Origin of the sequence: Ancylobacter mangrovi (genome assembly GCF_024752355.1) — a bacterium.
Taxonomy (GTDB): Bacteria; Pseudomonadota; Alphaproteobacteria; order Rhizobiales; family Xanthobacteraceae; genus Ancylobacter; species Ancylobacter mangrovi.
Window position 1 is genome coordinate 1 of the sequence record NZ_JANTHZ010000003.1, and the last position, 23682, is coordinate 23682.

17 protein-coding genes and 1 pseudogene are annotated in these 23682 nt (G+C 62.6%); 8 read left to right on the plus strand and 10 right to left on the minus strand.

The genetic code is table 11. From position 1 onward, the window contains the following. Positions 1 to 299 (minus strand): annotated as a pseudogene (locus tag NVS89_RS09320) (alpha/beta hydrolase); the annotation flags it as partial. A gap of 199 nt (positions 300 to 498) precedes the next feature. Continuing rightward, positions 499 to 2076, minus strand: coding sequence for an ABC-F family ATP-binding cassette domain-containing protein (locus NVS89_RS09325; protein ID WP_258732392.1), 1578 nt, complete (start codon positions 2074 to 2076; stop codon positions 499 to 501). A gap of 82 nt (positions 2077 to 2158) precedes the next feature. On the opposite strand from NVS89_RS09325, the gene NVS89_RS09330 reads away from it, so the two are divergent. Next, positions 2159 to 2830, plus strand: a complete 672-nt coding sequence (locus NVS89_RS09330; protein WP_374114551.1) for a TetR/AcrR family transcriptional regulator — start codon at positions 2159 to 2161, stop codon at positions 2828 to 2830. 225 nt (positions 2831 to 3055) lie between these two features. On the opposite strand, the gene NVS89_RS09335 is transcribed toward NVS89_RS09330, so the two are convergent. The 5 genes from NVS89_RS09335 to NVS89_RS09355 all read right to left on the minus strand — a co-directional run bounded on the left by NVS89_RS09335 (position 3056) and on the right by NVS89_RS09355 (position 9081). After that, positions 3056 to 4279, minus strand: coding sequence for an NAD(P)/FAD-dependent oxidoreductase (locus NVS89_RS09335; RefSeq protein ID WP_258732394.1), 1224 nt, complete (start codon positions 4277 to 4279; stop codon positions 3056 to 3058). A gap of 192 nt (positions 4280 to 4471) precedes the next feature. After that, positions 4472 to 5152: a response regulator transcription factor gene (locus tag NVS89_RS09340; RefSeq protein ID WP_258732705.1), complete on the minus strand. Its 681-nt coding sequence runs from the start codon at positions 5150 to 5152 to the stop codon at positions 4472 to 4474. A 13-nt stretch (positions 5153 to 5165) separates the two neighbouring features. Beyond that, the gene (locus NVS89_RS09345) at positions 5166 to 5555 is read right to left on the minus strand and encodes a response regulator (protein WP_258732395.1); all 390 of its coding nucleotides are present in this window, start codon (positions 5553 to 5555) and stop codon (positions 5166 to 5168) included. A 2-nt stretch (positions 5556 to 5557) separates the two neighbouring features. After that, complete coding sequence (locus tag NVS89_RS09350; RefSeq protein ID WP_258732396.1) at positions 5558 to 6199, minus strand: response regulator transcription factor; 642 nt, start codon at positions 6197 to 6199, stop codon at positions 5558 to 5560. Beyond that, positions 6196 to 9081, minus strand: a complete 2886-nt coding sequence (locus NVS89_RS09355) for a PAS domain-containing sensor histidine kinase (protein WP_258732397.1) — start codon at positions 9079 to 9081, stop codon at positions 6196 to 6198. Before NVS89_RS09355 ends, NVS89_RS09350 begins: the two co-directional genes overlap by 4 nt. 377 nt (positions 9082 to 9458) lie before the next feature. Here NVS89_RS09355 and NVS89_RS09360 point away from each other — a divergent pair, with 377 nt between their 5' ends. Beyond that, a complete protein-coding gene (locus NVS89_RS09360; RefSeq protein WP_258732398.1) occupies positions 9459 to 10376 on the plus strand; it encodes an MBL fold metallo-hydrolase in 918 nt (305 codons plus the stop codon). 195 nt (positions 10377 to 10571) lie between these two features. Continuing rightward, positions 10572 to 11558 carry an alpha/beta fold hydrolase gene (locus NVS89_RS09365; protein ID WP_374114552.1) on the plus strand — a complete coding sequence of 329 codons (987 nt, stop codon included), beginning with the start codon at positions 10572 to 10574 and terminating at the stop codon, positions 11556 to 11558. A gap of 170 nt (positions 11559 to 11728) precedes the next feature. Here the strand turns inward: NVS89_RS09365 and NVS89_RS09370 are convergent, their stop codons facing one another. Both NVS89_RS09370 and NVS89_RS09375 read right to left on the minus strand, forming a co-directional pair. Further along, positions 11729 to 12154: a hypothetical protein gene (locus tag NVS89_RS09370; RefSeq protein ID WP_258732399.1), complete on the minus strand. Its 426-nt coding sequence runs from the start codon at positions 12152 to 12154 to the stop codon at positions 11729 to 11731. Positions 12155 to 12184: 30 nt separating this feature from the next. Next, positions 12185 to 12934: an SDR family NAD(P)-dependent oxidoreductase gene (locus NVS89_RS09375; RefSeq protein ID WP_258732401.1), complete on the minus strand. Its 750-nt coding sequence runs from the start codon at positions 12932 to 12934 to the stop codon at positions 12185 to 12187. Positions 12935 to 13030: 96 nt separating this feature from the next. On the opposite strand from NVS89_RS09375, the gene NVS89_RS09380 reads away from it, so the two are divergent. The 4 genes from NVS89_RS09380 (at position 13031) to NVS89_RS09395 (ending at position 22362) form a co-directional block, all read left to right on the plus strand. Then, a complete protein-coding gene (locus NVS89_RS09380) occupies positions 13031 to 13900 on the plus strand; it encodes a LysR family transcriptional regulator (protein ID WP_258732402.1) in 870 nt (289 codons plus the stop codon). Positions 13901 to 14806: 906 nt separating this feature from the next. Beyond that, the gene (locus NVS89_RS09385) at positions 14807 to 19672 is read left to right on the plus strand and encodes a hypothetical protein (RefSeq protein ID WP_258732403.1); all 4866 of its coding nucleotides are present in this window, start codon (positions 14807 to 14809) and stop codon (positions 19670 to 19672) included. Further along, positions 19669 to 21078, plus strand: coding sequence for a hypothetical protein (locus tag NVS89_RS09390; RefSeq protein ID WP_258732404.1), 1410 nt, complete (start codon positions 19669 to 19671; stop codon positions 21076 to 21078). The genes NVS89_RS09385 and NVS89_RS09390 overlap by 4 nt, the downstream gene beginning before the upstream one ends. A gap of 384 nt (positions 21079 to 21462) precedes the next feature. Next, the gene (locus NVS89_RS09395) at positions 21463 to 22362 is read left to right on the plus strand and encodes an HNH endonuclease (RefSeq protein ID WP_258732405.1); all 900 of its coding nucleotides are present in this window, start codon (positions 21463 to 21465) and stop codon (positions 22360 to 22362) included. Here the strand turns inward: NVS89_RS09395 and NVS89_RS09400 are convergent. Then, complete coding sequence (locus NVS89_RS09400) at positions 22352 to 23017, minus strand: hypothetical protein (RefSeq protein ID WP_258732406.1); 666 nt, start codon at positions 23015 to 23017, stop codon at positions 22352 to 22354. The genes NVS89_RS09395 and NVS89_RS09400 overlap by 11 nt on opposite strands. A gap of 157 nt (positions 23018 to 23174) precedes the next feature. Between NVS89_RS09400 and NVS89_RS09405 the strand changes: the two genes are divergently transcribed. Beyond that, on the plus strand, positions 23175 to 23390 hold the full coding sequence (locus tag NVS89_RS09405) for a transcriptional regulator (RefSeq protein ID WP_258732407.1): 216 nt from the start codon (positions 23175 to 23177) through the stop codon (positions 23388 to 23390). Positions 23391 to 23682 lie beyond the last annotated feature (292 nt).

Below are 23682 nucleotides of genomic sequence, written 5' to 3' on the forward strand. Positions count from 1 at the left end.
TGAGGCGCCACGTCCACATAGGCGTGGATGTCATAGGGCCAGCCGTGCAGCAGCAGGACGACGGGCCCGTCGGCCGGGCCGGCCTCGGCATAGCCCACATCGAGCGATCCGGCGCGCACCGTCTTCAGCGGAGCGAAGGTCGTGTGAGCACCACGCCCGGCCGAGGCCTCGGCATGAGCCGTCGATGATGAAGCCGCCGGCTGCGCGGCGGCGGTGGACAGGGCGAGCGGGCCTGTTGCAAGACCGAGGGCGGCCATGCCGAGAAGGTTGCGGCGCTGAAGATCCATGTCGAACTCCATGAGGTATTTCCGATTGCTAGTAATGACTAGGAGTAGATGGCGAACTATCCGCAGGCTGGGGAACATAATGAGCCACAACAAGCGACCGCTCTTGCCAGGTCGCACGGGATCGCTACTTGAAATTCAGCAAATCGGGTGTGCCAATGTTTGAACGTCGCTGGTCGATGGCAGAGACTTATCCAACCAAGCCACGACATGGCTAACCGAGACTGATGCGTCGCTCGATTCCGATCTTGCCAAGGAATGCCTCGTCATGGCTAACGACGAGCAGAGCGCCGTCATAGGTGAGGAGGCTGCGTTCGACCGCCGCAGTCGACTCGATGTCGAGATGGTTGGTCGGCTCGTCGAGGATGAGCAGGGAAGGAGGGAATACTCCTCCGAGTACGCAGGCAAGCCCGGCACGCAGCAATTGTCCGCCACTGAGCACGCTGGCCAATTGGTTGGCTGCTTCCGCCCGGAACTCGAAATTGGCAAGGGCGGCACGGCACGCGTTCTCGCCTGTGCCGGGATTGAGCTGCAGAAAGTTGTCGCGCAGGGTGGCCGAGGGATCGAGCATGCCAACGCTTTGATCGAGCATGGCCAATGCCACCGAGACTGTGACATGGCCGGCCGTGGGCAAGAGGCTGCCGATGATGAGCTTTAGCAGCGTGGTCTTACCCGATCCGTTCGGTCCCACTAGGGCGACGCGTTCAGGCCCCGTCATTGAGAGGGAAAAATGTCGGATGATCGGGTTCGCCGCTCGATAGCCTCCCGTGACGTCGTCCAGGTTCAGGACCTGTCGGCTCGCCGGAAGGCCCGTCGATGGCAGCTTCACCGACATCGTTTGCAGAACCTCCAGGCGCGATCTGGCTGTCGAAGCCGATTCAGCCGCTCTCGTCCGTTGGTGTTCAATAAGCCGCAGACCGCTGGCGCGGCTCGCTTCCGCGTTGTTCTTGCGTCCGCCGACAACGATGCGGGGAAGGTCGCCGCGAGCGCCCTTGCGGGTCGCGTTCGCTTTGCGTCGGTCGCTGCGCTCGGCTGCGAGCTGAGCCTTGCGATGAGTCTCGGCCACCTGTTTCTCCGCATGAGCGAGGTCATGCTCAGCGGCGGCGCGTTCGGTCGCCTTGCGGATTCGATAAGCGCTCCAGTTGCCGCCATAGCGCGCGACACCGAGCGAGGTCAGCTCCACGATGGTGTCAACATGGTCGAGAAGTTCGCGGTCGTGGCTGACGATGATCGCGCCGGATCGCCAGCCAGAAACGAGGTCAATGACCAACAAACGGCCGGCGCGGTCGAGATTGTTGGTCGGCTCGTCCAGCAGGAGGAAATCCGGATTCCCGAAGATCGCCGCCGCAATGCCGGCCCGCGTCCGCTGTCCGCCCGAAAGCCTTGCAAGCGGCACGGCGGCATCAGCAGGCAAATTCATGCGCGTCAGCACGGCGGCGAGACGCTCTTCGAGGCCCCAGTCGACATCGGGGAGTTCATCAATGGTCGCCTCGCCCGCCATGGCGCGATGCGCCAGCGCCAGCGCGCCCGAAGCTCCAAACAGATCGGCGATAGTCATCCCCGGATCGACCTGCGCCATTTGCGACAGACGACCAATTCTGCCGTTGGCGCGGACAGCTCCGACTTGTGGCGCGATGTCGCCAGCGATCAGCCTGAGCAGGGAAGACTTGCCTGTGCCGTTGCGTCCGACAACGCCTGTCCGCTCAGGCCCGAAGGAAAGATCGAGGTCGGTAAAGAGCGAATTGCCATCCGGCGCGGTCCATGACAGTCCCGACAGATCGATTGACGCCATTGGTTTCATCATTCATTGCATAACGGCACGGTTCCGTATCGTTACAGAATACAGACCTAAAACGCAACGACGTCGTGTCGTTTTGGTGAGGGCGAGGTGTGCAGTGAAAAGCGAGTGTCATCCTGGCAGGCGGCCCGGCGGACGGCCGAGCAAAGAGGAAGCGGAACGCCTCGGCGCGAAAATCCTTGATGGCGCACGTGCCGTCTTCGGCACGAAGGGAATCGGGCATGCGTCGCTGGATGAAATCGCGTCCGAGCTGGGTGTATCCAAGCACACGATCTATCGGCGCTATCCCGGCAAGGCGGCCTTGCTCGACGCGGTTGTCGGTCGCGATATAGCGAGATTTCGGCAGGCGCTTGTCGCTGCCGGCGAGGCGGGCACGGAGCCGCTGGACAAGGTGCGGCGGATTGCCCGGAGCTATGTCGCGTTCGGCACGGCGCGCGACTATGCCGCCTTCTATCTCTCAGTGAACGCCGAAGCCGCCGTCAGTCCGTCATTGAGGGAGCAACTCGCCATATGGTCGGCCGCGGCATTGGAACCGCTGGCTGAGGCGGTAAGCGTCGCACAAGGAACAGGCGTCCTGCGACCGGGCGATTCCCTCTTGGCACGCGACGTCCTGATCGATCTCATGGAGGGGGTGAACAACCGTGTGCGCCTCGCTGCGGGTGCGATCCCAGATGTCGAGCGCTTGTTCGAGGACCGGTGGCAAGTCTTCCTTGCTGCGATGTCGACGCCGGCAGATCCTGGCCGCTAAACGTGTCTGGAGAACGCAGCCACCATCAATCGTCACGCTGACGCCAGTCATGTAGGCCGACAGCGGAATACCTCGATCCTCCTTTGGCATGCTGGCCAAGAGAGATTCCGTGTCGCGAAATTCCTAGCCAAGATCAACTTTGACAATCTGATCAAGGATCGTGCACTGCGGGCGCCGGAGAATAGGTGCAAACCTTACCGGCGCCCTCCGCACTAGGTGGCTCTGCTACAGATTCGTGACCTGTTCCGGGTCGGCCGACGCCAGTGCTGCCGTACGATCCGGCTGCGGCGGATAGATCCACACTGTGTTGATCTCCCGCTTATACGCCTTGGCCTTGTCGCCGACGAACTCGACTTTCCGGTCCCAACCACGCGTGAAGACGGCGCCGGCCGCACCCAGATCCAGGCAGGTGACATACGCCTCCTGATGATAGGGGGACGTCGGCACGCCAAGCAGTTCGGCTGCCGCGTTGTTGCCGGCAAAGGCGCCCAACCGCGTGGCGTGCTGGCACGACATCAATGCATAGTTGCCGATATCGTCACTGGCGGCCTTGGCGGCGTCGCCGGTCGCGAACACCCCGGAAACGCCGGGAACCCGCAGCTCACGATCGACAACAAGACGGCCGGAACGGTCGCGCTCGGCGGGAATTTGCTCGGTGAGCGGCGCCGCCCGAATGCCCGCTGCCCAGATAACGGTTTCACTTTCGATGCGCTCACCGTTCGAAAGCGTGACGCCCGAAGCATCGAGAGCCGTGACGCCGAGACCTACCCGCGTGTCGATCCCGAGCGTGCTGAGCGCGGCTTCGACGATCGGCCGAGGCCCCGGCCCTAGGTCGGGAACGACGGTGCCGTTACGCTCGACAAGAATGACACGCGTCGTCCCTTCCACACCGAAGATTGCGCGCAAGCGCGCCGGCATTTCGGTTGCCGCCTCGATTCCGGTAAAACCTCCGCCCACCACGACAACGGTGTTGCGGGCCGGCGATGCAGGTCGCTGCGGCAGCGTCTGAAGGTGGTGATCGAGTTTGATGGCGTCATCGAGCTGATCAACACTGAAACCGTGCTCAGCCAGCCCAGGAATCGGCGGACGGAAGAGGCAGCTGCCGGTCGCGAGTACCAACCGGTCGTAGCTCACGGCGTGGCGCTCGGCCTTGGCCAACGCGATCTCGATCGTCTGCGCTTGCGTATCGATGGCCTCCACAGTGCCGCGCATGTAAGTCACGCCGATCGCTTCGAGGACATCGCCGAGCGGCGCGGTCAGCGTTTGCGGGTTAGGCTCATAGAGCCGGGGACGGATGACCAGTCGCGGCTCCGGAGAGACCAGCACAATGTCGAGTTTCTCGGGAGAGACGTTTTCGTTGTCACGCAGGCGCGCTGCGGACAAGGCTGCATACATGCCGGCAAAGCCGGCGCCGATGATCACAAGCCGCTTTTGCATCTCGGTCTCCATCCTCTCTGTCAAAGGCGCCGTCGCCGGAGATGGCGCCGTCGCTCGGGAATGGAGGGATGATCGCACCCTGGGCCACAGCCCTATACTGTGCCGCGGGATAGGTTGTGGTCTCCAGATGTCAGGTCGGCCAGACCCAGGCAGCAGGCAGGAACGACGGGCGTCGGTCGCCGTGCCGCATTAGGTGCAAAGGATCTAGGCTACGCTGCGCATAGCCTGTGGCTCGCGGATCGACGAGGGCAGCGTTTCCCAGGCTCGAATCAGGTCACCGATCGAAACGGCTTCCATCTTGCGCATGACATTGCCGCGATGGAGCTTGACCGTGACCTCGCGAATGCCGAGGTCAAAAGCGATCTGCTTGTTGACGCGTCCGCGCGCCACCTCCCAAAGAACCTCGCGTTCGCGGCACGTCAAACGTCGGAAGCGTTCGAGGTTTTGCCGGGTGATCTGAGTTTCCTTTCGGCGCGCTGCATCGATCTTCATGGCAGCCGTCACGGCATCGAGGAGGGTCTGGTCTCTGACCGGCTTGGTCAGGAAATCCACCGCGCCTGCTTTCATTGCCTGGACGGTCATTGGAATGTCGCCATGCGCGGTCAGGAAGATGATCGGCTTGGGGTTAGCGCGCTGGGCGAGGTCTCGTTGCAGATCGAGGCCGCTGGCGCCCGGCATGCGCACATCAAGAATCAGGCAACCCGGATTGTCCAGGGTGTCTGAATCCAGCAATTCCCGTGTCGAGGAGAAGCAGACGGAGCAGAATCCTGCTGAATGGATGAGTTCCGTCAGACCTTCTCGGACCGAAGCGTCATCGTCGACGATCACGACGAGAGGCTGGTCTACGCCTTTGCCTCGCGGCTTTGATGCCGGCGTCAATCCTATTGCGAAGGTTCGATCATTTTTCACGTCGGATTCCTCCTTTTGGATCTCGCAACGCGTCGCCGACGGCTGCAAGCAAAGCTTTCGCGTCGAAGGGCTTGCGGAAGAACGAGCCGCCGTCGATTGCGCGCTCGCGATCGGCGAGTTCATGGCGCGCGGTAATCAGAAACACCGGCAGGCCAGGACTTATCTTTGCGACCAGGTCGCGGAGCGCAAAGCCATTCATGCCTGGCATTCCAATGTCGGTGATGAGCAGGTCCACGCCCGACAGCCCGTCGAGCAGCAATGATTCAGCCGACAGGAAGCTTCGAGTTGCATAGCCTGCCGACTCCAGAAGCTCCTCTAGAGACTCGAGAGGTCTCGGGTCATCGTCGACAATTGCCACGACAGGCCTTCCTTGCTTCACACTTACTTCCTTCCGGCTCGGCGCGAATGGGTGATCGGTATCGCCAAGCGCTCTGCGATGCGTACGAGATCCGCGAGCGATGCGGCGGCCATTTTCTGCATCACGCTGCGGCGGTGGAGCTGCAGTGTGACCTCGCTGATTCCCAGCTCGGCGGCGGCCTGCTTGTTGAGGAGGCCGCTCACCACGAGTGGTAGAACCTCGCGTTCGCGCGGCGTGAGTTCGAGATAGCGTTGCCGCCACTCCTCGAGTTCGGCTCGCTCCGCTCGGTTCTTCCGGTCTTGCGCGAGTGCCGCATGGATCGCGGCCATGAGGGCGGCATCGCTGATCGGCTTGGTCAGGAAATCGACGGCGCCATGCCGGATCGCCCGTACCGACGAGGGGATATCGCCATGGCCGGTGATGAAGACGATTGGCGGGTGATCGTCCTTTGCCAGCTGCTCCTGTAGTTCGAGGCCGTTTATATCCGGCAGCTCGACATCCAGAATGAGGCAAGCGGGAACATTACCCTTGTCCGCGTTCACATAGTCCCGGGCGGACGCAAATGTGATGGCCCGCATGCCGTGGGACGCCAGAAGTTCCTCGAGCGCTTCGCGGATGCGTTCATCGTCGTCCACGATGAATACCGTAAGGCTCTCCACCGTCATGGCGTTGCCCCCGGGCCGATTGGCAACGTGAAGATGAATGCCGCTCCCCGAGGCTCATTGTTCTCCGCCCAAAGCCGCCCACCGTGCGATTCGACGATCGAACGGCAGATGGCCAGTCCCATGCCCATTCCATGCTCTTTCGTTGTGAAGAACGGCTCGAATATCTTTTCAGGAAAGGCGATGCCCCGACCGCGGTCGCGGATGTCGATTTGGATCGCATCCCCCGCGCGTCGTAGCTGCATCCCGACGACCTTGTCGCCTCCGACCGTATCCATCGCGTCCATGCCGTTTCGGACGAGGTTGATCAGGACCTGCTGGATCTGGACACGGTCGAGCGTGAGTGGCGGCAGACCTTCCTCGCTGTCGACCTCAAGGCGGACATGGCGTCGCAAGACCTCGTCGGCCAGCAATTCGCGGGTTTTGGAAACGATACTCTCGAGCGACGTCCGGCATCGAGATTCGGTGGACTGCCGGAACAGTGCGCGAATACGGCCAACGACATCCGCCGCCGAATTGGCATCGCGGATGATGCGCTCCACGATCTTCTGCACCCGTTCGATGTTGGGAGTGTCGCCATTGAGCCAGCGTTGGCAGGCGTGGGAGTTGGCGACGATCGCCGTCAGCGGCTGATTTACCTCGTGTGCGATAGACGCGGACAACTCGGCGAGGCTCGCCGCTTGGCTTTGGCGAGCGAGGTTCTCATAGGCGAGGCGCAGTTCCTCTTGCGCGCGCACAGCATCATCGATGTCGATCGACACGTGGTACCAATGTACGACCGTGCCGTCCTGGTCGCGTAGTGGTTCGGACCGTCCTTCCACCCAGCGATAGCCCCCATCGGGGGTTCGACGCCTATAGCGCATTGTGAAGGGATCGCCAGTCTTAAGGCAGTTCGCCGCCACAAGCTCCACCGCGACGCTGTCGTCGGGATGGATCAGTCCGCGTATGACCTTCGCGAAATCTTCGAAATTCGCTTGAGAAAGGCCGAGATGCTCCAAATATCGCTTGTTGACGTAGGCCAACTTGCCGTCGGGCGTCCAGCTCCAAATATGGATCGGCAAGGCGTCGATCAGCTGCTGCAGTTCTCGCTCGCTACGTCGCAGCTTCTCCTGGGCGGTCACCATGTCGTCGATGTCGACAGCCACGCCGTACCAGCGCAGGATATTGCCGCCATCGTCGCGTAGCGCCTCCGCGCGTGTCTCGGTCCAACGATAGGAGCCATCGCGTCGAATCTGGCGATAGCGCACGAAATAGGAGCCCCCGGTTTCGAACGCGCGGGTGCGCACTTGCGTTGCCGCCGCCCGGTCGTCGGGATGGGTTACTGCCAAGGGGGCCGGCGAGCCGTCCGCAGCGAAGAGCCCCTCGAGGGTGATGCCGGTTACGTCGATATATCGTTTGTTGAGGTAGGTCGGCGTTCCCTTGTCCGTCGTGCTCCAGATCATCACCGGCACCGTGTCGATCAATTGCTGGAGCTGCCGTTGGCTCTGCCTCAACGCCTCTTCGGCCTTCATCTGATCGTCGATGTCGTGGCAGACGCCGTGCCATTGAACGATGCGTCCGGCCTGATCGCGCAGCGGTTCCGCCCGGCTCGACATCCAGCGATAGGCTCCGTCGGCACGGCGCAGGCGGTAGATCTGATCGAAGCCGGCTCCGGCGACGAGACAACGCTTCAGCGTCTCTTTGAATCCTGCCGCGTCGTCGGGATGGATGGTCCGCATGAAGGCGTCCAGTCGGCTCCCATCCGACTCCTCGAGGTCGGTAACGTCGAGGCCGAGGAAGTCGATCATGCGCCGGTTGAAGAAGGTCGGCTCGCCGTCAGGCGTCAGCCTCCAGAGATGGCTTGGAACCATGTCGACAAGTTGTGAAAGCTCGCGCTCGCGGTTGCGCAGCGCCGTCACCGTTTTCTTGTAGACGTCAATATCGAGCGCGATGCCGAACCATCCGATGATACCCCCATCGCGGTCACGCGTTGGCCGGGCCGCGGTCCGGGCCCAGACATAGGCGCCATTCGCGCGCCGAAAGCGGAACTCGACGTTGAAGTGATCGCCAGTTTGCAGGCAATGACGCCAGGCGGCGGCGATCTGGTCGTAGTCGTCCGGATGCAGCAGTCGCTTCCAGGCCGTGTGCCCCTCTTCCAGGGCAGCATTTAGGTCATCCAGCGTCACGCCGAGAGAATTCAGGGCGAACGGGTGAAGATAGATCCATCTCCCCTCGGCATCGAACGCCCATCCGTTGCCGAACAGACTCTCGACGACCTTCGCCGACTGCCTAACGTCGAGATCGCAATAGCTGGTGGGTTCCGCCGGCGGCTCCCTATCGGTGACCACGTCGTCGATGTCGACGCTGATGCTGTAGTCCGGCTCGGATCGGGTCTCGATCCAGCGATAGCTGCCATCGCCATGGAGTTGCCGGTAGCGCACGACCTGTGGAACGCCGGTCCAGAATGCGCGAGCGGCCGCATGCGCGGCCAGGTCGCGATCTTCCGAATGGATGAGGCTCAGGGATGGGCCGCTGGAAGTCGTCTCGCTCCGGGCAATCGCGTGGTTGTCGGTCACTTGGGGCGTCGTTGCGGCGTTCGGATGCTCGCTTGCGGTCCCGTCGGCGCCTTCATCCGCGCGGGCGGTAGCGGCCGAGGTCACGATCGCCCCGATGCAAAGTGCGACAGCGAACATTGACGTCCACATCAGCGCGACGTCGAGCGTTGCCTTAGCGTGTGTGCCCCAAACCGCCGCCGAGAAGATGATCCCCGTACCCAACGACGCATTCAGAAGAGTCAGCGCTTTGCCTCGTGCGTAAAGACATAGGCCGGCGAGCGGGGCGAGCAGGCCGAACGGTGTTGTTGTGAGCCAGCAAACCGTGAGACCGACCAAGGTCGACAGAGTCATCAGCACTGGGCGACTTTGGGGTAGCGCAGCTCTCATGATCGGCGGCTCCTGCGGACAAGAATTGCCAAGGGATCGATAGCTCTTGTTGGACGCCTCAGGTTGACCGCGGGCCTTCTGACCAGCGCCTCCCCTTACTCCCGACCGGACCCCGCCGCATCTTATGGAAATCCATAAGAGCCTCGCCATTGGCGGTGGGACGAGGCAGCACGGGCTGCGCGAGAGGAACGCATCACATGGTGTTAGCCACCCAGCGCCAACAGCGAACGTGGTCTAGCCAAGGGCTAGTTCGACCTATCCCCGTGCACGATATCGGCAGCCTTGCTCCCTCCATAGCCTCCTCATGCCGCAAGCAAGGCGGCGTACAGCAGGAGAAAGCCATGAATCTGAACAACGCTCCACGCGCCGACACGGCGGCGCCCGAAGAGCTGGTTCCCTCGCGCTATGCGGTGCGGATCGGCGATATCGAAGTGCTGGTGATCAGCGACGGGGTGCTGCCGCTGCCGACCAAGATGCTGGGACACAATGTCGACCCGGCCGTGCGCGCGGCCTGGTTGGACAACATGTTCTTGCCGGCGGACGCCTTCGACTGGTCGTTGAACGCCGTTGTGGTTCGCAGCGGCGATCAGATCATCCTTGTCGACGCAGGGCTCGGGCTGGATCCGGACCTGAATCTGCCGCGTGCCGGCCAGTTGGTCAGGCGGCTGGCCGGCGCCGGCATCGACCTCGCTACGGTGACCGACGTGATACTCACCCACATGCATATGGATCATGTCGGCGGACTTCTTGTCGAGGGAGTGAAGGAACGGCTGCGTCCGGACCTGCGGATCCACGTGGCGGCTGCCGAGATCAGCTTCTGGGAAGCTCCCGACTTCACCCACGTCAACATGCCCGCTGGATTTCCGGACGCTCTTCGGGCGACCGCCAAGCGGTTCGCGCAGGAGTATCACAGCCAGCTGCGAGCGTTCGACGAAGAGCGCGAAGTGGCGCCGGGCGTCGTCGTTCATCGCACCGGCGGTCACACGCCGGGGCACAGCGTGGTTCGGCTGGCCTCCGGTGGCGAGCGACTTACTTTCGCGGGCGACGCCGTTTTCACGGTCGGGTTCGAGCATCCCGATTGGTACAACGGGTTTGAGCATGACCCCGAAGAGGCAGCCCGCGTTCGGGTTCGTCTCCTGACAGAGCTTGCCGACACCGGCGAACAGCTTGTGGCAACTCACCTCCCATTCCCCTCGGTCGGCCGGGTGGCGAGGGACGGCGACGCCTTTCGTTGGGTGGCCGCCTTCTGGGACTACTGACCGGCCGTTAGACCGGTAACGCCCCACTCATCCGCCGGGCACGCCGGCATCCTTGCCGGAGCTCCCGCGCGACAAGGCGGCACGCCTTCCGCCAGCACCTCAGAAGCCGCGCTTCTGCGGACGGAGGGCTGTGCGCCGTCGCAAGGCCAACAGACGGGAAACTGTCGGAGCCAGGATTCAAGCTAGGACACGACCATGACACATGCCCGCGAATACGCGTCAGGCGGCTCCACCCGCCGCAACGTCGTACTAAGTGGCGGCGCCGCCGCCATCGGTCTGACGCTGCCGGCGACCCAAGTGGCCGCTCTCGTCTTCGGACAGGTTCGTCCCTCCAATTCAAACCGCGAAGGAAGCAAGACGATGGGTACGATCACCACCAAGGATGGTGCCGAAATCTACTACAAGGACTGGGGTTCGGGCCCGGTCGTGACTTTCTCCCATGGCTGGCCGCTGAACGCGGACGCCTGGGACGGCCAGATGCTGTTCCTTGCCCGGAACGGCTATCGTTGCGTCGCGGTCGATCGCCGCGGGCACGGTCGCTCAAGTCAAGTCTCGACGCGCAACGACATGGATGGCTACGCCGACGATCTGGCTGAAGTCATCAACGCCCTCGACCTCAAGGATGCGGTCATGGTGGGGCATTCAACCGGCGGCGGCGAGGTTGCGCGCTATATCGGCAGACATGGCACCCGGCGGGTGAAGAAGGCCGTCCTGGTTGCCGCGGTTCCGCCGATCATGCTGAAGACCCCGGCCAACCCGGAAGGATTGCCCATCACGGTCTTCGATCAGATCCGGGCGGGGGTCGCTGGCGACCGATCCCAGTACTACAAGGAGCTTGCACGCGCCTTCTACGGCGCCAACCGTCCCGGCGCTACGGTGTCACAGGGAACGCTCGACCAGTTCTGGCTCTGGAGCATGCAGGCCGGCGCGCTCAACGCCTATGAATGCGTGAAGGCCTTTTCGGAGACGGATTTCAGCGAGGACCTCAAAAAGTTCGACATACCGACGCTGGTTCTACACGGTGAAGACGATCAGATCGTGCCGGTGAAGGATTCCGCGCGCAAGTCGGCGCATCTGATCAAAGGTGCCAAGGAAATTTACTACCCGGGCGCACCGCATGGTCTGACGGCCACGCATCAGGATCAGTTCAATGCAGACCTGCTCGCGTTCATCCAGGCCTAAGTCCGAGCCTCCGGAGATGGCCTGCCCACGCCCGTGATGGGGAGGCCGCCTTGCCGTCCCGCTTGGCCAGTTTGAAAGACCTGGGCTTGGAAGCGATCTGGCTCGGGCAGACCCGAGCCTTTGCCAGTCCACGCATGACACTGCGCCCGGCAAGCCGGGCGCAGTATCTTTCAGACGACCCTCCCACGTTTCGGCAGGAAATCACCCGCGTCTTCGGCGCGAGGAAATGCGGCAACGGTCTCTCCCGCGACCTGCCAGCCCTTCGCCTCTCTCCGCCACCGCAGTTCATAGAGTGCGGGCGCAGCCGCGGGATCCATCCGGCGGTAAAGCAGCGCGGTCGCATGGTCCCCCTGCTGCTCGACATGGAGCACGCGGTGCTCGGTCGACAGCGGCAGATCACCCGCGGCTCCGCGAGCGGCGAATTCCGCCATCATCGTCTCGCGAGGGGAGCGTGCGACATGGCCGCTGCCATCGACGAACAAAATGGACTGGTCAGCGGTGTAGAGCTCTTCCATCACGTCGACCCGGTAATGACTACCATGCTCGACGACCTTTTCGATGAAGGCGTCGATGGCGGGATCATGCAGCTTCTTCATTCTCGATGAGCCTCGATTGTGCTGTCTCGGTCAGGAAAGCGTCACGCCGCCGTCAACGGAGAGATTGACGCCCGTGATGAACCGACTGTCGTCGGAGCAAAGGAACAGGGCTGCCGCGGCCAGTTCCTCGACCATTCCCAGCCGGCCAAACGGAATCATTGCCGCGATCCGCTCTTCCATGCCGTTCATCGATTCTGCGGCTATGCCGAGCTTTCCAATGATCGGCGTGTCGGTCGGCCCTGGACTCAACACGTTCACCCGAATGCGCCGGTCCTTGAATTCGAGCGTCCAGTTCCGGGCGAAAGCTTCGATCGCAGCCTTGCTGCCGGCGTAGACGGCGTGACCTTCGAGAACCTTGTGCGTGGCGATAGAACTTGTCAGCAAGATCGCGGCCCCGCCCCGCAGCAGAGGCGCGATCTTCTGCACCCCGAAGAATGTGCCGCGAGCATTGGACAGGAACTGCGTATCATAGTCGGCGGGCGAAACTGCCGTGCTGGGCTGGATGCGGATGCCGCCGGCGTTCGCCACATAGATGTCGGCACGGCCGAACTTCCTCTCGACGACCGCGGCGACGCGGTCATGCGTTGCAAGATCGGCGACGTCGCCCACAAGCCCTTCCGCGCGTTCTCCGAGCCCTTCGACCGCATCATCGACGGCGGCCTTTCGCCGCCCGACGATCAATACTCGCGCGCCTTCGGCGACGAACGTTCGCGCGATGGCGAGGCCGATGCCGCTGTTACCCCCGGTAATCACGGCAACCTTGTCTGACAACTTGTTCATAGGGACCTCCATTTGGAACGTCCCTCAGTTGATGAGTTCCCTTCGAGAATTGGAGAGGGTTGTCTGGACCTTCACTTGTGCCAAAATGTTATCAATATGCAGAACTTGAGCATCTTTGTGCGTGTGGTCGAGGCGGGGTCATTCACGGCCGGAGCTCGATCGATCGGCACGACGCCCTCTGCGGTCTCGAAAAGCATGGCGCGTCTTGAACGACGTCTCGGCGCTCGGCTTTTCCTGCGATCTACCCGTGCCTTCGGCCTGACGCCCGAAGGCGAGGCCTATTTCGAACGCATCGCGCCGTTGATCCATGCCATTGAGGAAGCCGGCGACGTGCTGGGACCGGATGCTGGCGCTTCAGGGCGGCTGCGTATCAGCGTTCCCGCCGACTTCGGCCGCGTCCTCGTCGATGCCCTGACGACGCGTTTCCGGAGCGAGTACCCCGGAATCACGCTTGATCTCAGCATGAGCGACCGGCAGGTCGACCTGGTTCGTGAAGGATATGATGCGGTCGTGCGCGTGGGTCGTCTCGCCGACAGCGGACTGATTGCTCGTCCGCTCGGGAGCCTGCCTATGGCCCTTGTCGCCGCGCCCGCATATCTCGCCTTACGCGGTACGCCCGGCAGCATCGCTGCGCTCTCGCAGCACGATCACATACGCTATCTGCTCAACGGCAGGCCGTTCCCCATTCGATTCGAGAGTGGAGAGCAGATCGTTCCGGATGGCGTCTTCGACACAGACAGCGGCGAGGCGATGCGAATTGCCGCTCGTAACGGCTTGGGAATTGCGCAGCTCCTGCGTGCCTCCGTTTCGGAAGAACTGTCATCGGGAGAGCTGGTGACCGTCTTGACCGATCACCCGTTGCCCGCGGTGCCAGTCCAGATTCTGCATGCATTCGCACGAGCGACCCCAGGGCGCGCAAATGCCTTGTTCCGATTTCTCGAAGCCGAGACGGCGCGCTGGCAATAGCGTCAACTTTGGCGGATAGAGGAAGACTGCAGGGCGGGTCGTCGAGTGCCGACATTTGCATTGCACGATAGAGTCTTCACTCCGAGCGACCGTGGAGAACCGCCTTCTGGCGCAGGTGACCTAAAAGCATCTCTGCAAAATGCAGAAATTCACTAAGCGGGCTGGTGAACCCACTTCGTCAGCCTACAGCCCTGCCCACTCAGCAGTGCAATAATGTGGGGTAAAATGGCGGTAACTGCATCGGTGAACATCAAAAAATTTAATAAAATCAATGGCTAATGCAATGAAGTTGGCGGGCCGCGAGCGACCAAGAAGAGAACTATGTGTTCGCTATAGCCCTATGACGCATGCTGACCCCATACCTGCCCTTCGCCGCCTTTCAGCGAGGTCCGCTTTGCGCCGCCATTTCTGTCATTACCGTTCGAAAGGCTGCTGCCCAGAAGCGGGCATGAGCGAGGCAGGACGTCGTGCATCTTTGCGTCAAAAACGGCCATCGGAATGGGGCGACGTTCTCCGACGTGACATGCGCCTGAATACCGGGCGGCAGACAGATTAGAAGGAGCGATCCCGCACGGGGGCCAAGCTGCGGAGAGCCCCTTGAATGCACGGCTTGAGGGAATGCCTTGCGAGGGCCGGATCGCAAGGGCGATTCTGCAGGAGACGGAAGGCTTGCGCTGCCAACGCCCAAAGAGCATTGCGCGAGGGACCGCTACCGAGAATGAGCTTATCTGCTGCCAGGGCAGCATTTTTGCCTAGAGCCTGGTTCCCGTTTGGAGCGTCACCTGCCAGCAGCCAGCAGCCAGCAGCCAGCAGCGATTCGTGGCATATGCGGCATCTTCCAGGTACCTTCGTGAAAGCTTGTTAGGATCGTCCCGCAGTGCCAAATATTTCCCTCGCGAGGGGTTGATGACAGAGACAAATACGAATCCGCAGGCTGAAAAACTTGCGGCGGGCGGCGGAAACGCCACAGCCGCGGGCGTGATATTTCAGTCAGGCGTGGGCGCGCTTTTTGCTGTCGATATGCTCACTCAACGCGCCCTTGACCATCGGCTGGAACTGGGCGCCGCACGTCCTGTGGCAGTGCGTTTCGAGTCAGAGGCGCCCGTCGATGACATTTTGGTCGAGACCACTGCGGGTGGCTGGATATTTGTCCAATGTAAGACGACGATGACGCTTTCGCGCTCGCTCGAAAGCCCCCTCGGCAAGACCGCAGACGAGATTGTGCGTCTCTGGCAGATCTGTGAGTCCGACTCCCCATCTTACGGGTGGGACCGCCCGCTCGATCCGGCGCGCGACCGAATTGTTGTCGCGGTCGGCGCCGCTGCATCATCGTCAGTCCGAGAGGCCCTGGCTGGGGCGCTGGCCGCCGTGCGCGCGCCGAGTGCAGCTCCGCTCACCCAAATCGCTTACGAGGCTTTGGACGCGCTGCGGAATTTGCTCACCCTAGCTTGGTCGCGGGTGACCGGCAGCTCGCCGTCAACCGGGCAGGTCGAAGCCATCCTGCGGCTGGTTTGGGTCGTCGAGTTCGATCTGCCGGGGGGCGCCCAGAGCGCTGCGATCGAAGCGCTCCGCGGAACCCTGCAAAATCCTGAGACCGCGTCGGCGACGTGGTCGGCAATACAATCGCAATGTGCGGTTTTGATGAGCGCGCGCCGCGGCACGGACGAGTTCGATCTTAAACGCCGGCTTGGAGTCTCTGTCGCCTTCTTGGCCCCGCCCGATTTCCGGGAGGATGTCCGGGTCGTGCGGCAGCGCAGCGATGAGGTGCGCGACGACCTCGCGCGTTTCGAGGAGACCCGCGTACACGGGGCGAGTATCCAGGTTCCCCGCGCCTGCACCGACGCAGTCGTTGCTGCTGCGCGAGATGGTTCGCTTGTCATTGTGGGGGATCCGGGCGCCGGAAAGAGCGGCGTCATCAACAGCGCCGCAGCTGCCCTTCGCGCCGAGGGGCATGACGTTATTGAACTTGCCGTTGATCGGCTGCCCGTCGACTCCCTTGGCGAGCTTCGCACTCAGCTCGGGCTGGAGCACAGCTTCCGGGAGGTGCTCGCAAACTGGCCGGGCGCTCAGACAGGGTACTTATTCATCGACGCGCTGGATGCCACGCGTGGCGGCCAAAGCGAAGCAGTCTTTCGTGCCGTCATCGCTGAGGTCCTCGGAATGTCCGATCGGCGATGGCACGTGATTGCCTCGATAAGAACATTCGATCTCATGTTGGGCGAGCAGTTTCGACGCCTGTTCGCGGGTGCGCCGCCAAGCCCTCAATTCGCTAGCCCGTCGTTTGGGCGTGTCCGCCACATCCAGATCCCGGAATGGTCAGACACGGAATTTGCCGAACTGCTGCGTCAGGCGCCCGACCTGCGAACGGCGATTGAACACGGCGGCGAGCGCCTTCGGAATCTGGCGCGGGTTCCGTTCAACACCCGCTTGCTGGCCGACCTTCTCAGCGGCGGCATGGCCCCGGAGGCCTTCGGAGAACTCGCCTCGCAAGTTGAGCTCTTGGGCCTCTACTGGCAGGAGCGCGTCGTTCGCCTCGGCACCCCGGCTGAGCGGTGCTTGCGCCGAACAGTAGAGCTGATGGTGCAGCGGGGCCGCCTTCAGGCGAACCGGATTGAGGCAAGCCGCGATACCGGCTCGGCCATCGACGAGCTTCGCCAGGCCAACGTGCTGGTCGATGTCGGCGACCGCGACGCGTCCTTTCGCCACCATATCCTGTTCGACTACGCCGCGAGCCGAGTGTTCATCGACCCGGACGACATCGCGGCGACCGCATCGCTGCTGCGCGCAAATCCAGCGCTTGGCCTTATGCTCGGGCCCGCGCTCGCGTTTGCGCTACAGGGGCTCTGGGCGAGCAGCGCGCCTGGAAGGTCGGAGTTCTGGGACGCTATCATCGAGCTCGCCGGAAACACGGCCGCCGACGCCGTTGGCCGCAGCGTGGCAGCCCGATGCGGGAGCGAGCTGCCCCGCACGGTCGGAGATATCGAGCAGTTTGCTGCGATGATCGCGGCGAACGACTCGCGCCGCAGCAATACCGCCGCGGCGTTCGCAAATGTTGTCGGTGCGCTTGCCGTTCGCGCCGAGGACAAGCTGACGATCGCCCTCTCGCCGTGGTGCCGCCTCGCTGCGTTGATCAGCCAGGTAAGGCAGGAGGTGGCCTGGCCGCTCCGAACGCTCCTTCACCTTCTTCTGGGTCGGGAGCCGGCTGGGCCCGATTTGAACGAGGCGGGAACGGCGGCGCGCGCGTTGCTCGCGTATGCGGTGCGCGAGCCGAACGCACAGACCTTGGTCGCAAGCGCGATCGGATTCGTAGGATCCACTTACCCGACAAATCCGGTTGCGTCGCGCGAAGCCCTGGCCGCCCTCCTTGATCCGGTGCGCCTCGCCGAGCATGCGCATGAGGATATGCACTGGCTCACCCGAGAGACGGCTCACATCGCACCGTACGACGCGGCGTTTGTGGTCCGCCTCTTTGCGACCGTGTTCGGGCACGAAGTGGGGGACGAACAGCAAACCTCCCTTGGAAATAGCCGAATTCTGCCGCTGTCGAGCACACGACGGCAGGATTACGACATGGCGCGATGGTCGCTGAAGGAAGCCTTTCCGGACTTTATCGCCTCCCATCCCGCCGAGGGCGTTCGCGCGATGATCGCTGCGATTGCCGGCTACATCGCGCAGGGGCGGCACTCCACGTCCGGCACGGAGGCCGTACGAATTGAAGCCGGCGGTGCGTCCATAACCTTTCAGGAGGATATGAGCCACATCTGGGCGTGGGACCCAACCGATGCTCACTCGAACAATGCGATCGCCCTCGTCAACGCCTACGCAAAGTTCCTGGCTGCGGCACCCGCCGATAAGGCGGCCCGCCTCGTCGAAGCGGTCATGCAGGAAAATACGACTGCCCTCATCTGGGCCCGTACCTTTCAGGGCGCTGCCAAACGGGCGGACGATGCAGCAAGCGCGCTGCGGCCGTGGGCTGTTCAGCCGCCCTTCCTGATCAGCCTCGATACGCGCAAAGACGCAGTCGATTTCATCGCAAATGGGTATGGCACATGGCCGGTGGGAGAGCGCGCGGAATTCGAGCGCGACGTCCTCGCACTCAAGCGTCCAGACGTGAAGGACCCCGCCGAATGGCAGAATCATATTCGTCGCGTCATATTCGGCACAATTGGCGAAAGCGCGCTGGCGAGCGAGAACGCGCGCGCCTACGCGCGCCCGACGTCAGAAGGCGTAGAACAGCCATCAAATGAGCGTGCATTTGCCATCCGGTCTTACTCCCGCGGCGTGGATGATCACTGGTGGCTGCTCGATAGAGGCGTGGATGTCGATGCCGAACCAAATGCATCCGTGCTGGAGCAAATCGACGCCGCCACAACGATCGCGCCCGGCGACCTGGACGCCGCGACCCTGCACGCATTGAGCGAAGCTCTGGCGGGTTTGGTTGCCGCGCTCGAGACGACGCCGGCCGATCCCCTCGTCATCGATCAAGGATGGCGCCGCGCCGCGTCGGCCTGTGAGCGGCTGTCCCAGCAGTCGGAAATCCTTCGCCAGCTGCCGGACGATGTGACCCGCTTGGCTTCCATCGTGTCACGCCTCCTCGCTCTTCCCGTCGAGGCGGCCGATGCCGACGATCAGGGGCAGGTCTCGCTCGGCGGCATAGAGAGCGAGGCACTGGAAGCGGCACTGAATCTCGCGCTCCTGGATCGCTCGACAGCCGAGCGCTTTCTGCCCGCGCTGCATGATCGCGCCGGGGTCCCCCGGGCGTCGGCGCGGTTGGCGGTGATGTCGCGGCTGAACCAGCTCTGGAATAGTGCCCGCGAAGACATGTGGTGTATTGCCGAGGCGCGCGCTGCGGCCGAGAGCAATCATGAGGTCTTGCGGTTCTTGCTCGGCTTCCTCAATCGCCTGGTTCATGCCGATCCCGTGCGCGTGGAAGCGATCGCGCTGACGCTCCTCCAGCGCGGCGTTCTCGCGAACACCGATCCAAGCCGTGAGATAGAGGGTGCCGCGGGAACACTGTTCGCGATCCTGTGGGTCTCACACGGCCGCGAACAGTCGCATGCCGTTCTCGATCGCTGGCTCGAGGCACCCGCCGGCCACCGGGACGAGTTTTGCGAAATCGCCTTTGCCATCCGCGGCGGGCTCGTTCTTGGCTATGACAAGGAGGACGCGGCGGATGACCTTGTGCGTCACCGCTGCCAGGCACTCGCCGCTCGGATCATTGACGTCACCGCGTCTCAACTGGACGCTTATCTTGCAACGCCTGCAGATCAGGTTCCTGCCGACGGACCCGATCGCGCCGGTGTCCTGGCCCAGATCATGGACCGGATGAGCGACCAATTCTACTTCGCCTCGGGCGCTATGGCCGAGCGGGACAGAAGCGAGAGCACGGGACTTAGTACACCGGATCTGCGGCGCCGCTTTTTTGATGAAAATCAGGCGACGTTCCGCCGCGTCGGGACGTCGGGAACGCCGCACACTATCTATCACCTCATCGAGCTGCTTGACTTCCTTTCGGATGCCGACCCGCCGGCGATATTCGACCTCGTTGCACATGCTCTGCTGGTAGGTGGGCGGCGCCACGGCTTCCATTTCGAATCGTTGGGCGCCGACCGGTTCGTCAAAGTCATCGGCCGCTTCTTGGCTGACTATCGGCCCCTATTCGAAGCGCCGGATCGGCGTAGCCAGATCGTCGAATGTCTCAACGTATTCGCCGAGGCCGGCTGGCCTGCGGCCAGGCGGCTGCTCTTCCAGCTGCCCGAGCTGCTGCGATGAACATTTATGAGGCGCAAAGCAGGTTCAAGAGCCGGATGACCGAGCTTCAGCGCTGGGAGGAAAATCACGCATCGCCTGAGTTCGTCGGCGCGCGGTACTCCTCTCCTCTGGAAGCAACGACACGCAAATTCGTGATCGACGAAGTCATGGACGGCCTCCTGTGGGACCTCAGCCGGATGACCCGCGAAGTGGTGGAAGAAGCCCGCGTCCGGGGCGAGACCACGCTCTTTCTGGACTACCTTGGCGTGAACCCCGACACGCGCCGTCCTTGGCTGATCGTCGAGGCCAAGGCATGGGCCAAGCCCATGATCGCGTGGTCGGCAAATGGCCTGTCGAGCAAGACGGTCAGCAAAAACCCGGCCGAGATGGTGGCCGCCGCCATCAACCACCTAAAGGCCGGAAAGGAAGCGAAGGACTCACCCGTAATTTTGGAGTGGGCGCAATGGCTGGAAAAACTGCGCGACTACGTGCGGGATTTGAAAGCGGAAAGCGGTATCGCGGTTACCCGGGCCGCCATAACCTCTGGCCGGTGGCTGGTTATCATCAAGGACCCCCAGGTAACGCTGCTTGACGACCGCGTCGCCGGCGCACTCGAGGTGCTCGTCTATGAAGGGCAGTCGCTCGTCCAGTCGTCCGACGCGATCTTCGACCTCCTGTCGCGCATTTCGCTGCTGGGTGATACGCCCGAGTTCGCGACGCCGAGCCAAGCGGCGAGTCTAATCACAGCGGCAGACGTCGCGCGTGTATTCCGCGGGGTGTGGCTTGCCCGTCAGACGACTGGATCGCAGTTTCGGCCGCGACCCCTCATCAATCTCTACCCGATCATCGTGCTGGACCTTACCACAGGTGAAAAGCTGGTCGTTCATGATGAGTCGGAGTTCGCGCTGCCCGCCAAGGGGGACGCGGTACCAAAATCAACTGCCGAGCTGGAGGCAGCATCGAACGCTCTTCTGGCGCAGATCAACGCAGTGTTCGGTGCTATATTCACTGCCTCGCCCCTAAACGAATTCGGCGGGTTCCCCAACCGGCCTGGCGATCCTGCCCTATCGCCGATACGGCCGCTTTCAAAATACGCCAATGAGTACATGGCAGTTACCGGCGAGAGCGCCCACTATCTGAGGTCGGCGCCGACCATCGGGTCCTGCGCGGCGCATGGGTGGGGCGCGTTGGTGCCGTCAGGCGTGCAAGTTGGATCGATGGTGCTTCGATCATCTGTAGACCCTGCGTCATATTTCGCAGACGGTGATGCCTTTCATTGCGCCCACCGCGTCGTGCATGAGCGTCGCGACCGGCAATGTTTCATCGCGCCTTTTGAGAAGTATCTCTGCTGCAGAGCATGCATCTATCAGGATCGTTGTTGGTCGCCGGCCCAGCTTGGGGCGCTGCCTTGTGGTCTGACGATGTAAACAACGTAGCCCTCAAACGCCGCGCCGACAGGGTTGCGCTAAACGATCCCTTCGGTCCATCCGATGGTCCGTATTGACGTCGCATCTCGTCGCTGGGCGTACAGCGGCTAAGAGGGCGCAGATGAGCGGTCTCCAAGGTTCCGAATCTTGGACGATGTCAAAGGCAAGACCGTGCCATTGGCAATTTCGATCACTGCCACGGTCACTTCTTGCCCTATGCATTGATCGGCGGTGGGGCCGCTTCTCGTTGATCGCCCCTAATAGCTGACCATCCGCTGTCGGCCCCCAAACCGGGCATTCGTCCTCGCCGCAGCGAACGTGTCCTCCGGGCGCGACCGGCTCTTACGCGCTCGCCCGCGCGGGATAGCGCGGTAAGATCGTGTCATGGGATTCGGCGTTTTCATCCATCGTACAGACTCGATCTATGACGATAGGCCGGCTGAGCGGTACCAGTTCCCTCGGCAGTATCTCGGCCGCGTCGAGGCCTGCGTTGGCGATTGGGTTGTCTATTACGAGCCGCGGAAGGTGGCGGACACGCGGGGATACTTCGCCATCGCGAAGGTGGAGCGCGTTGTGCCCGATCCGACGACGCCGGGGATGTTTCTCGCGCTGATAGAGCCAGGAAGCTATCTCGACTTTGCCAGTCCGGTGCGCTTTAGCGACGAGGGTGGCGTCATCGAGCGCGGCGTTCTGAACCAGGATGGGCGGATCTCCGGCCGTGCCCAGGCTGCGGTTCGAGCGCTCTCCCCGGGTGATTTCGACCGTATCATTGCGCGCGGCCTCGATGACCGGGCGCCGCTGCTTCCGCGCACGGATATGGATTTGCCTCCGAACGGATTCAGCGAAGAACTGGCTCCCTTTGTGTTCGAGGAGAGTCGGGAGCGCATCAGCTATCTGTCGTCACGGATCGTGCGGGATCGCGTCTTCCGCCGCATCGTGCTGCGCGCCTATGACGAGCGCTGCGCCATCAGCGGCTTGAAGTTGATCAATGGTGGCGGGCGGGCCGAGGTCGCAGCGGCCCACATTCAGCCCGTTCAGGCGAACGGACCGGATATCGTCAGCAACGGATTGGCTCTGTCGGGCACGGCACACTGGATGTTCGATCGCGGGTTGATCAGCCTGTCGGATGATCTCGACGTGCTGATCTCCCGGCACGCCAACGATCCCGACGGCGTACGCGCCTTCGTCAATCGGAGCGGGCGCGCAATTGCCCCGCAACGGGCGTTCGAGCGTCCGCATCCGCACTTCCTGCGCTGGCATCGCGAGCACTGCTTCAAGCAGTGAAGCCGACTGCATCGTGACGCTGTACCTGCATCAAGCGCGCAACATCCCGGCGGATGCGCCGTAGTTCGGGCCAAGGGAAATGCCGCCCCTCGGCGCCATCCGCGCCGACGGCAAGCAGCACGTCGAGCTTCGTGGAGAGGCCGCGCAGAGACGTGGCTTCCGCTGCAAGAACTCCCTTCATCAGGCGCTCTTCTTCGTCGGAAGCCGCCTCCTCTCGCTGCCGAGCGACGGAGTAGCCGATGGCGCGATCCGCTTCGTCCCAACGCTGCTGATGTGCGCGCAGCACTGCGGCGACTTGGGCGCGCCGCGTGCAAAGTGACGGCAAATCGCCAGCAAGCTGATCGAACTGCCACAAGGAGTTGATGCGCACCGGTGATGGCAGTTCGGCCGCAGCTAGAACCGCCTGCGGAAAGCCGATCGTCCGCGCGAGTTCGGACTCCAGAGCTTGCTGTTTCCGACACAGGGCGAGCGTTCGCCGATGCGCGGCGCGCCACGCATTCCACGCAATGACTGCGGCATCTGTCGTGCCGCCATCCTGGGGCGCAGCTGCAGCGGAATTGTTGAAGGAGGTGCCGCCGATCGTCATCAGGGCGGCAGAGAGAACGTCCCTTCGGGATGGTCGGGACAGACTCGTGCTAATCTCAGAATCAGCCATGATCCGAGCTCCAGGCAGCTTGGGTTGTGGTCAGGCCGGGCGCGTGGTGCAAACACGCGTTCGGCCGTCATGAGTCACCAAAGGTACACTTCTGTAGGTCGATGAACAATAAAAATCACCATATTATGGTGACTTCGTGACCCCGGCGCAGTGCAGGATGGCGCGCGCGGCGTTGACGTGGGGAGTGCTCGATCTCGCTCGCGAGGCTTCTATTTCCACGCAGACGATCGTGCGTTTCGAACGCGGTGAACAGCTTCGTTCTTCTACAGTCGCAGCGATGCGGGACGCTCTCGAAGCCGCCGGCATCGAATTCATCCCAGAGAACGGCGGCGGCGCCGGTGTCCGCTTTCGTAAGCCGTCAGCGTCAGACTGAGGCCGAGTTGAGTGCAACTTGCACACTAAGAAATTGCGGGCTCCGCGCAGCTCGACGACAGTTTCACTGCAAGGTTTCTGCACGCTAGCAGACGGGCACGTGCAACTTCGCTGCGGATTGGCGGGAGCGCGGCCGCGGCGTAAGCGGCTTTTGGCCGCGAACTCACGCATCAACCGTCGCGACTCCTAAGCCGGCTGTAGCGCCTGCGGCGGCGACAGCGTGTTATAGGTTTGCTCGGGCGGCAGCAGACATTGCGCGGTTGTTGCCTCGTAGTATAATTGGCATGACTAGT

What these genes read in the sequence shown, in the direction of transcription:
- NVS89_RS09375 (WP_258732401.1), bottom strand. Translation starts at nt 12,934, where the DNA reads ATGAACAAGTTGTCAGACAAGGTTGCCGTGATTACCGGGGGTAACAGC.
- NVS89_RS09335 (WP_258732394.1), bottom strand. Translation starts at nt 4,279, where the DNA reads ATGGAGACCGAGATGCAAAAGCGGCTTGTGATCATCGGCGCCGGCTTT.
- NVS89_RS09350 (WP_258732396.1), bottom strand. Translation starts at nt 6,199, where the DNA reads ATGACGGTGGAGAGCCTTACGGTATTCATCGTGGACGACGATGAACGC.
- NVS89_RS09390 (WP_258732404.1), top strand. Translation starts at nt 19,669, where the DNA reads ATGAACATTTATGAGGCGCAAAGCAGGTTCAAGAGCCGGATGACCGAG.
- NVS89_RS09355 (WP_258732397.1), bottom strand. Translation starts at nt 9,081, where the DNA reads ATGACTCTGTCGACCTTGGTCGGTCTCACGGTTTGCTGGCTCACAACA.
- NVS89_RS09380 (WP_258732402.1), top strand. Translation starts at nt 13,031, where the DNA reads ATGCAGAACTTGAGCATCTTTGTGCGTGTGGTCGAGGCGGGGTCATTC.
- NVS89_RS09395 (WP_258732405.1), top strand. Translation starts at nt 21,463, where the DNA reads ATGGGATTCGGCGTTTTCATCCATCGTACAGACTCGATCTATGACGAT.
- NVS89_RS09370 (WP_258732399.1), bottom strand. Translation starts at nt 12,154, where the DNA reads ATGAAGAAGCTGCATGATCCCGCCATCGACGCCTTCATCGAAAAGGTC.
- NVS89_RS09405 (WP_258732407.1), top strand. Translation starts at nt 23,175, where the DNA reads ATGGCGCGCGCGGCGTTGACGTGGGGAGTGCTCGATCTCGCTCGCGAG.
- NVS89_RS09325 (WP_258732392.1), bottom strand. Translation starts at nt 2,076, where the DNA reads ATGGCGTCAATCGATCTGTCGGGACTGTCATGGACCGCGCCGGATGGC.
- NVS89_RS09400 (WP_258732406.1), bottom strand. Translation starts at nt 23,017, where the DNA reads ATGGCTGATTCTGAGATTAGCACGAGTCTGTCCCGACCATCCCGAAGG.
- NVS89_RS09360 (WP_258732398.1), top strand. Translation starts at nt 9,459, where the DNA reads ATGAATCTGAACAACGCTCCACGCGCCGACACGGCGGCGCCCGAAGAG.
- NVS89_RS09385 (WP_258732403.1), top strand. Translation starts at nt 14,807, where the DNA reads ATGACAGAGACAAATACGAATCCGCAGGCTGAAAAACTTGCGGCGGGC.
- NVS89_RS09365 (WP_374114552.1), top strand. Translation starts at nt 10,572, where the DNA reads ATGACACATGCCCGCGAATACGCGTCAGGCGGCTCCACCCGCCGCAAC.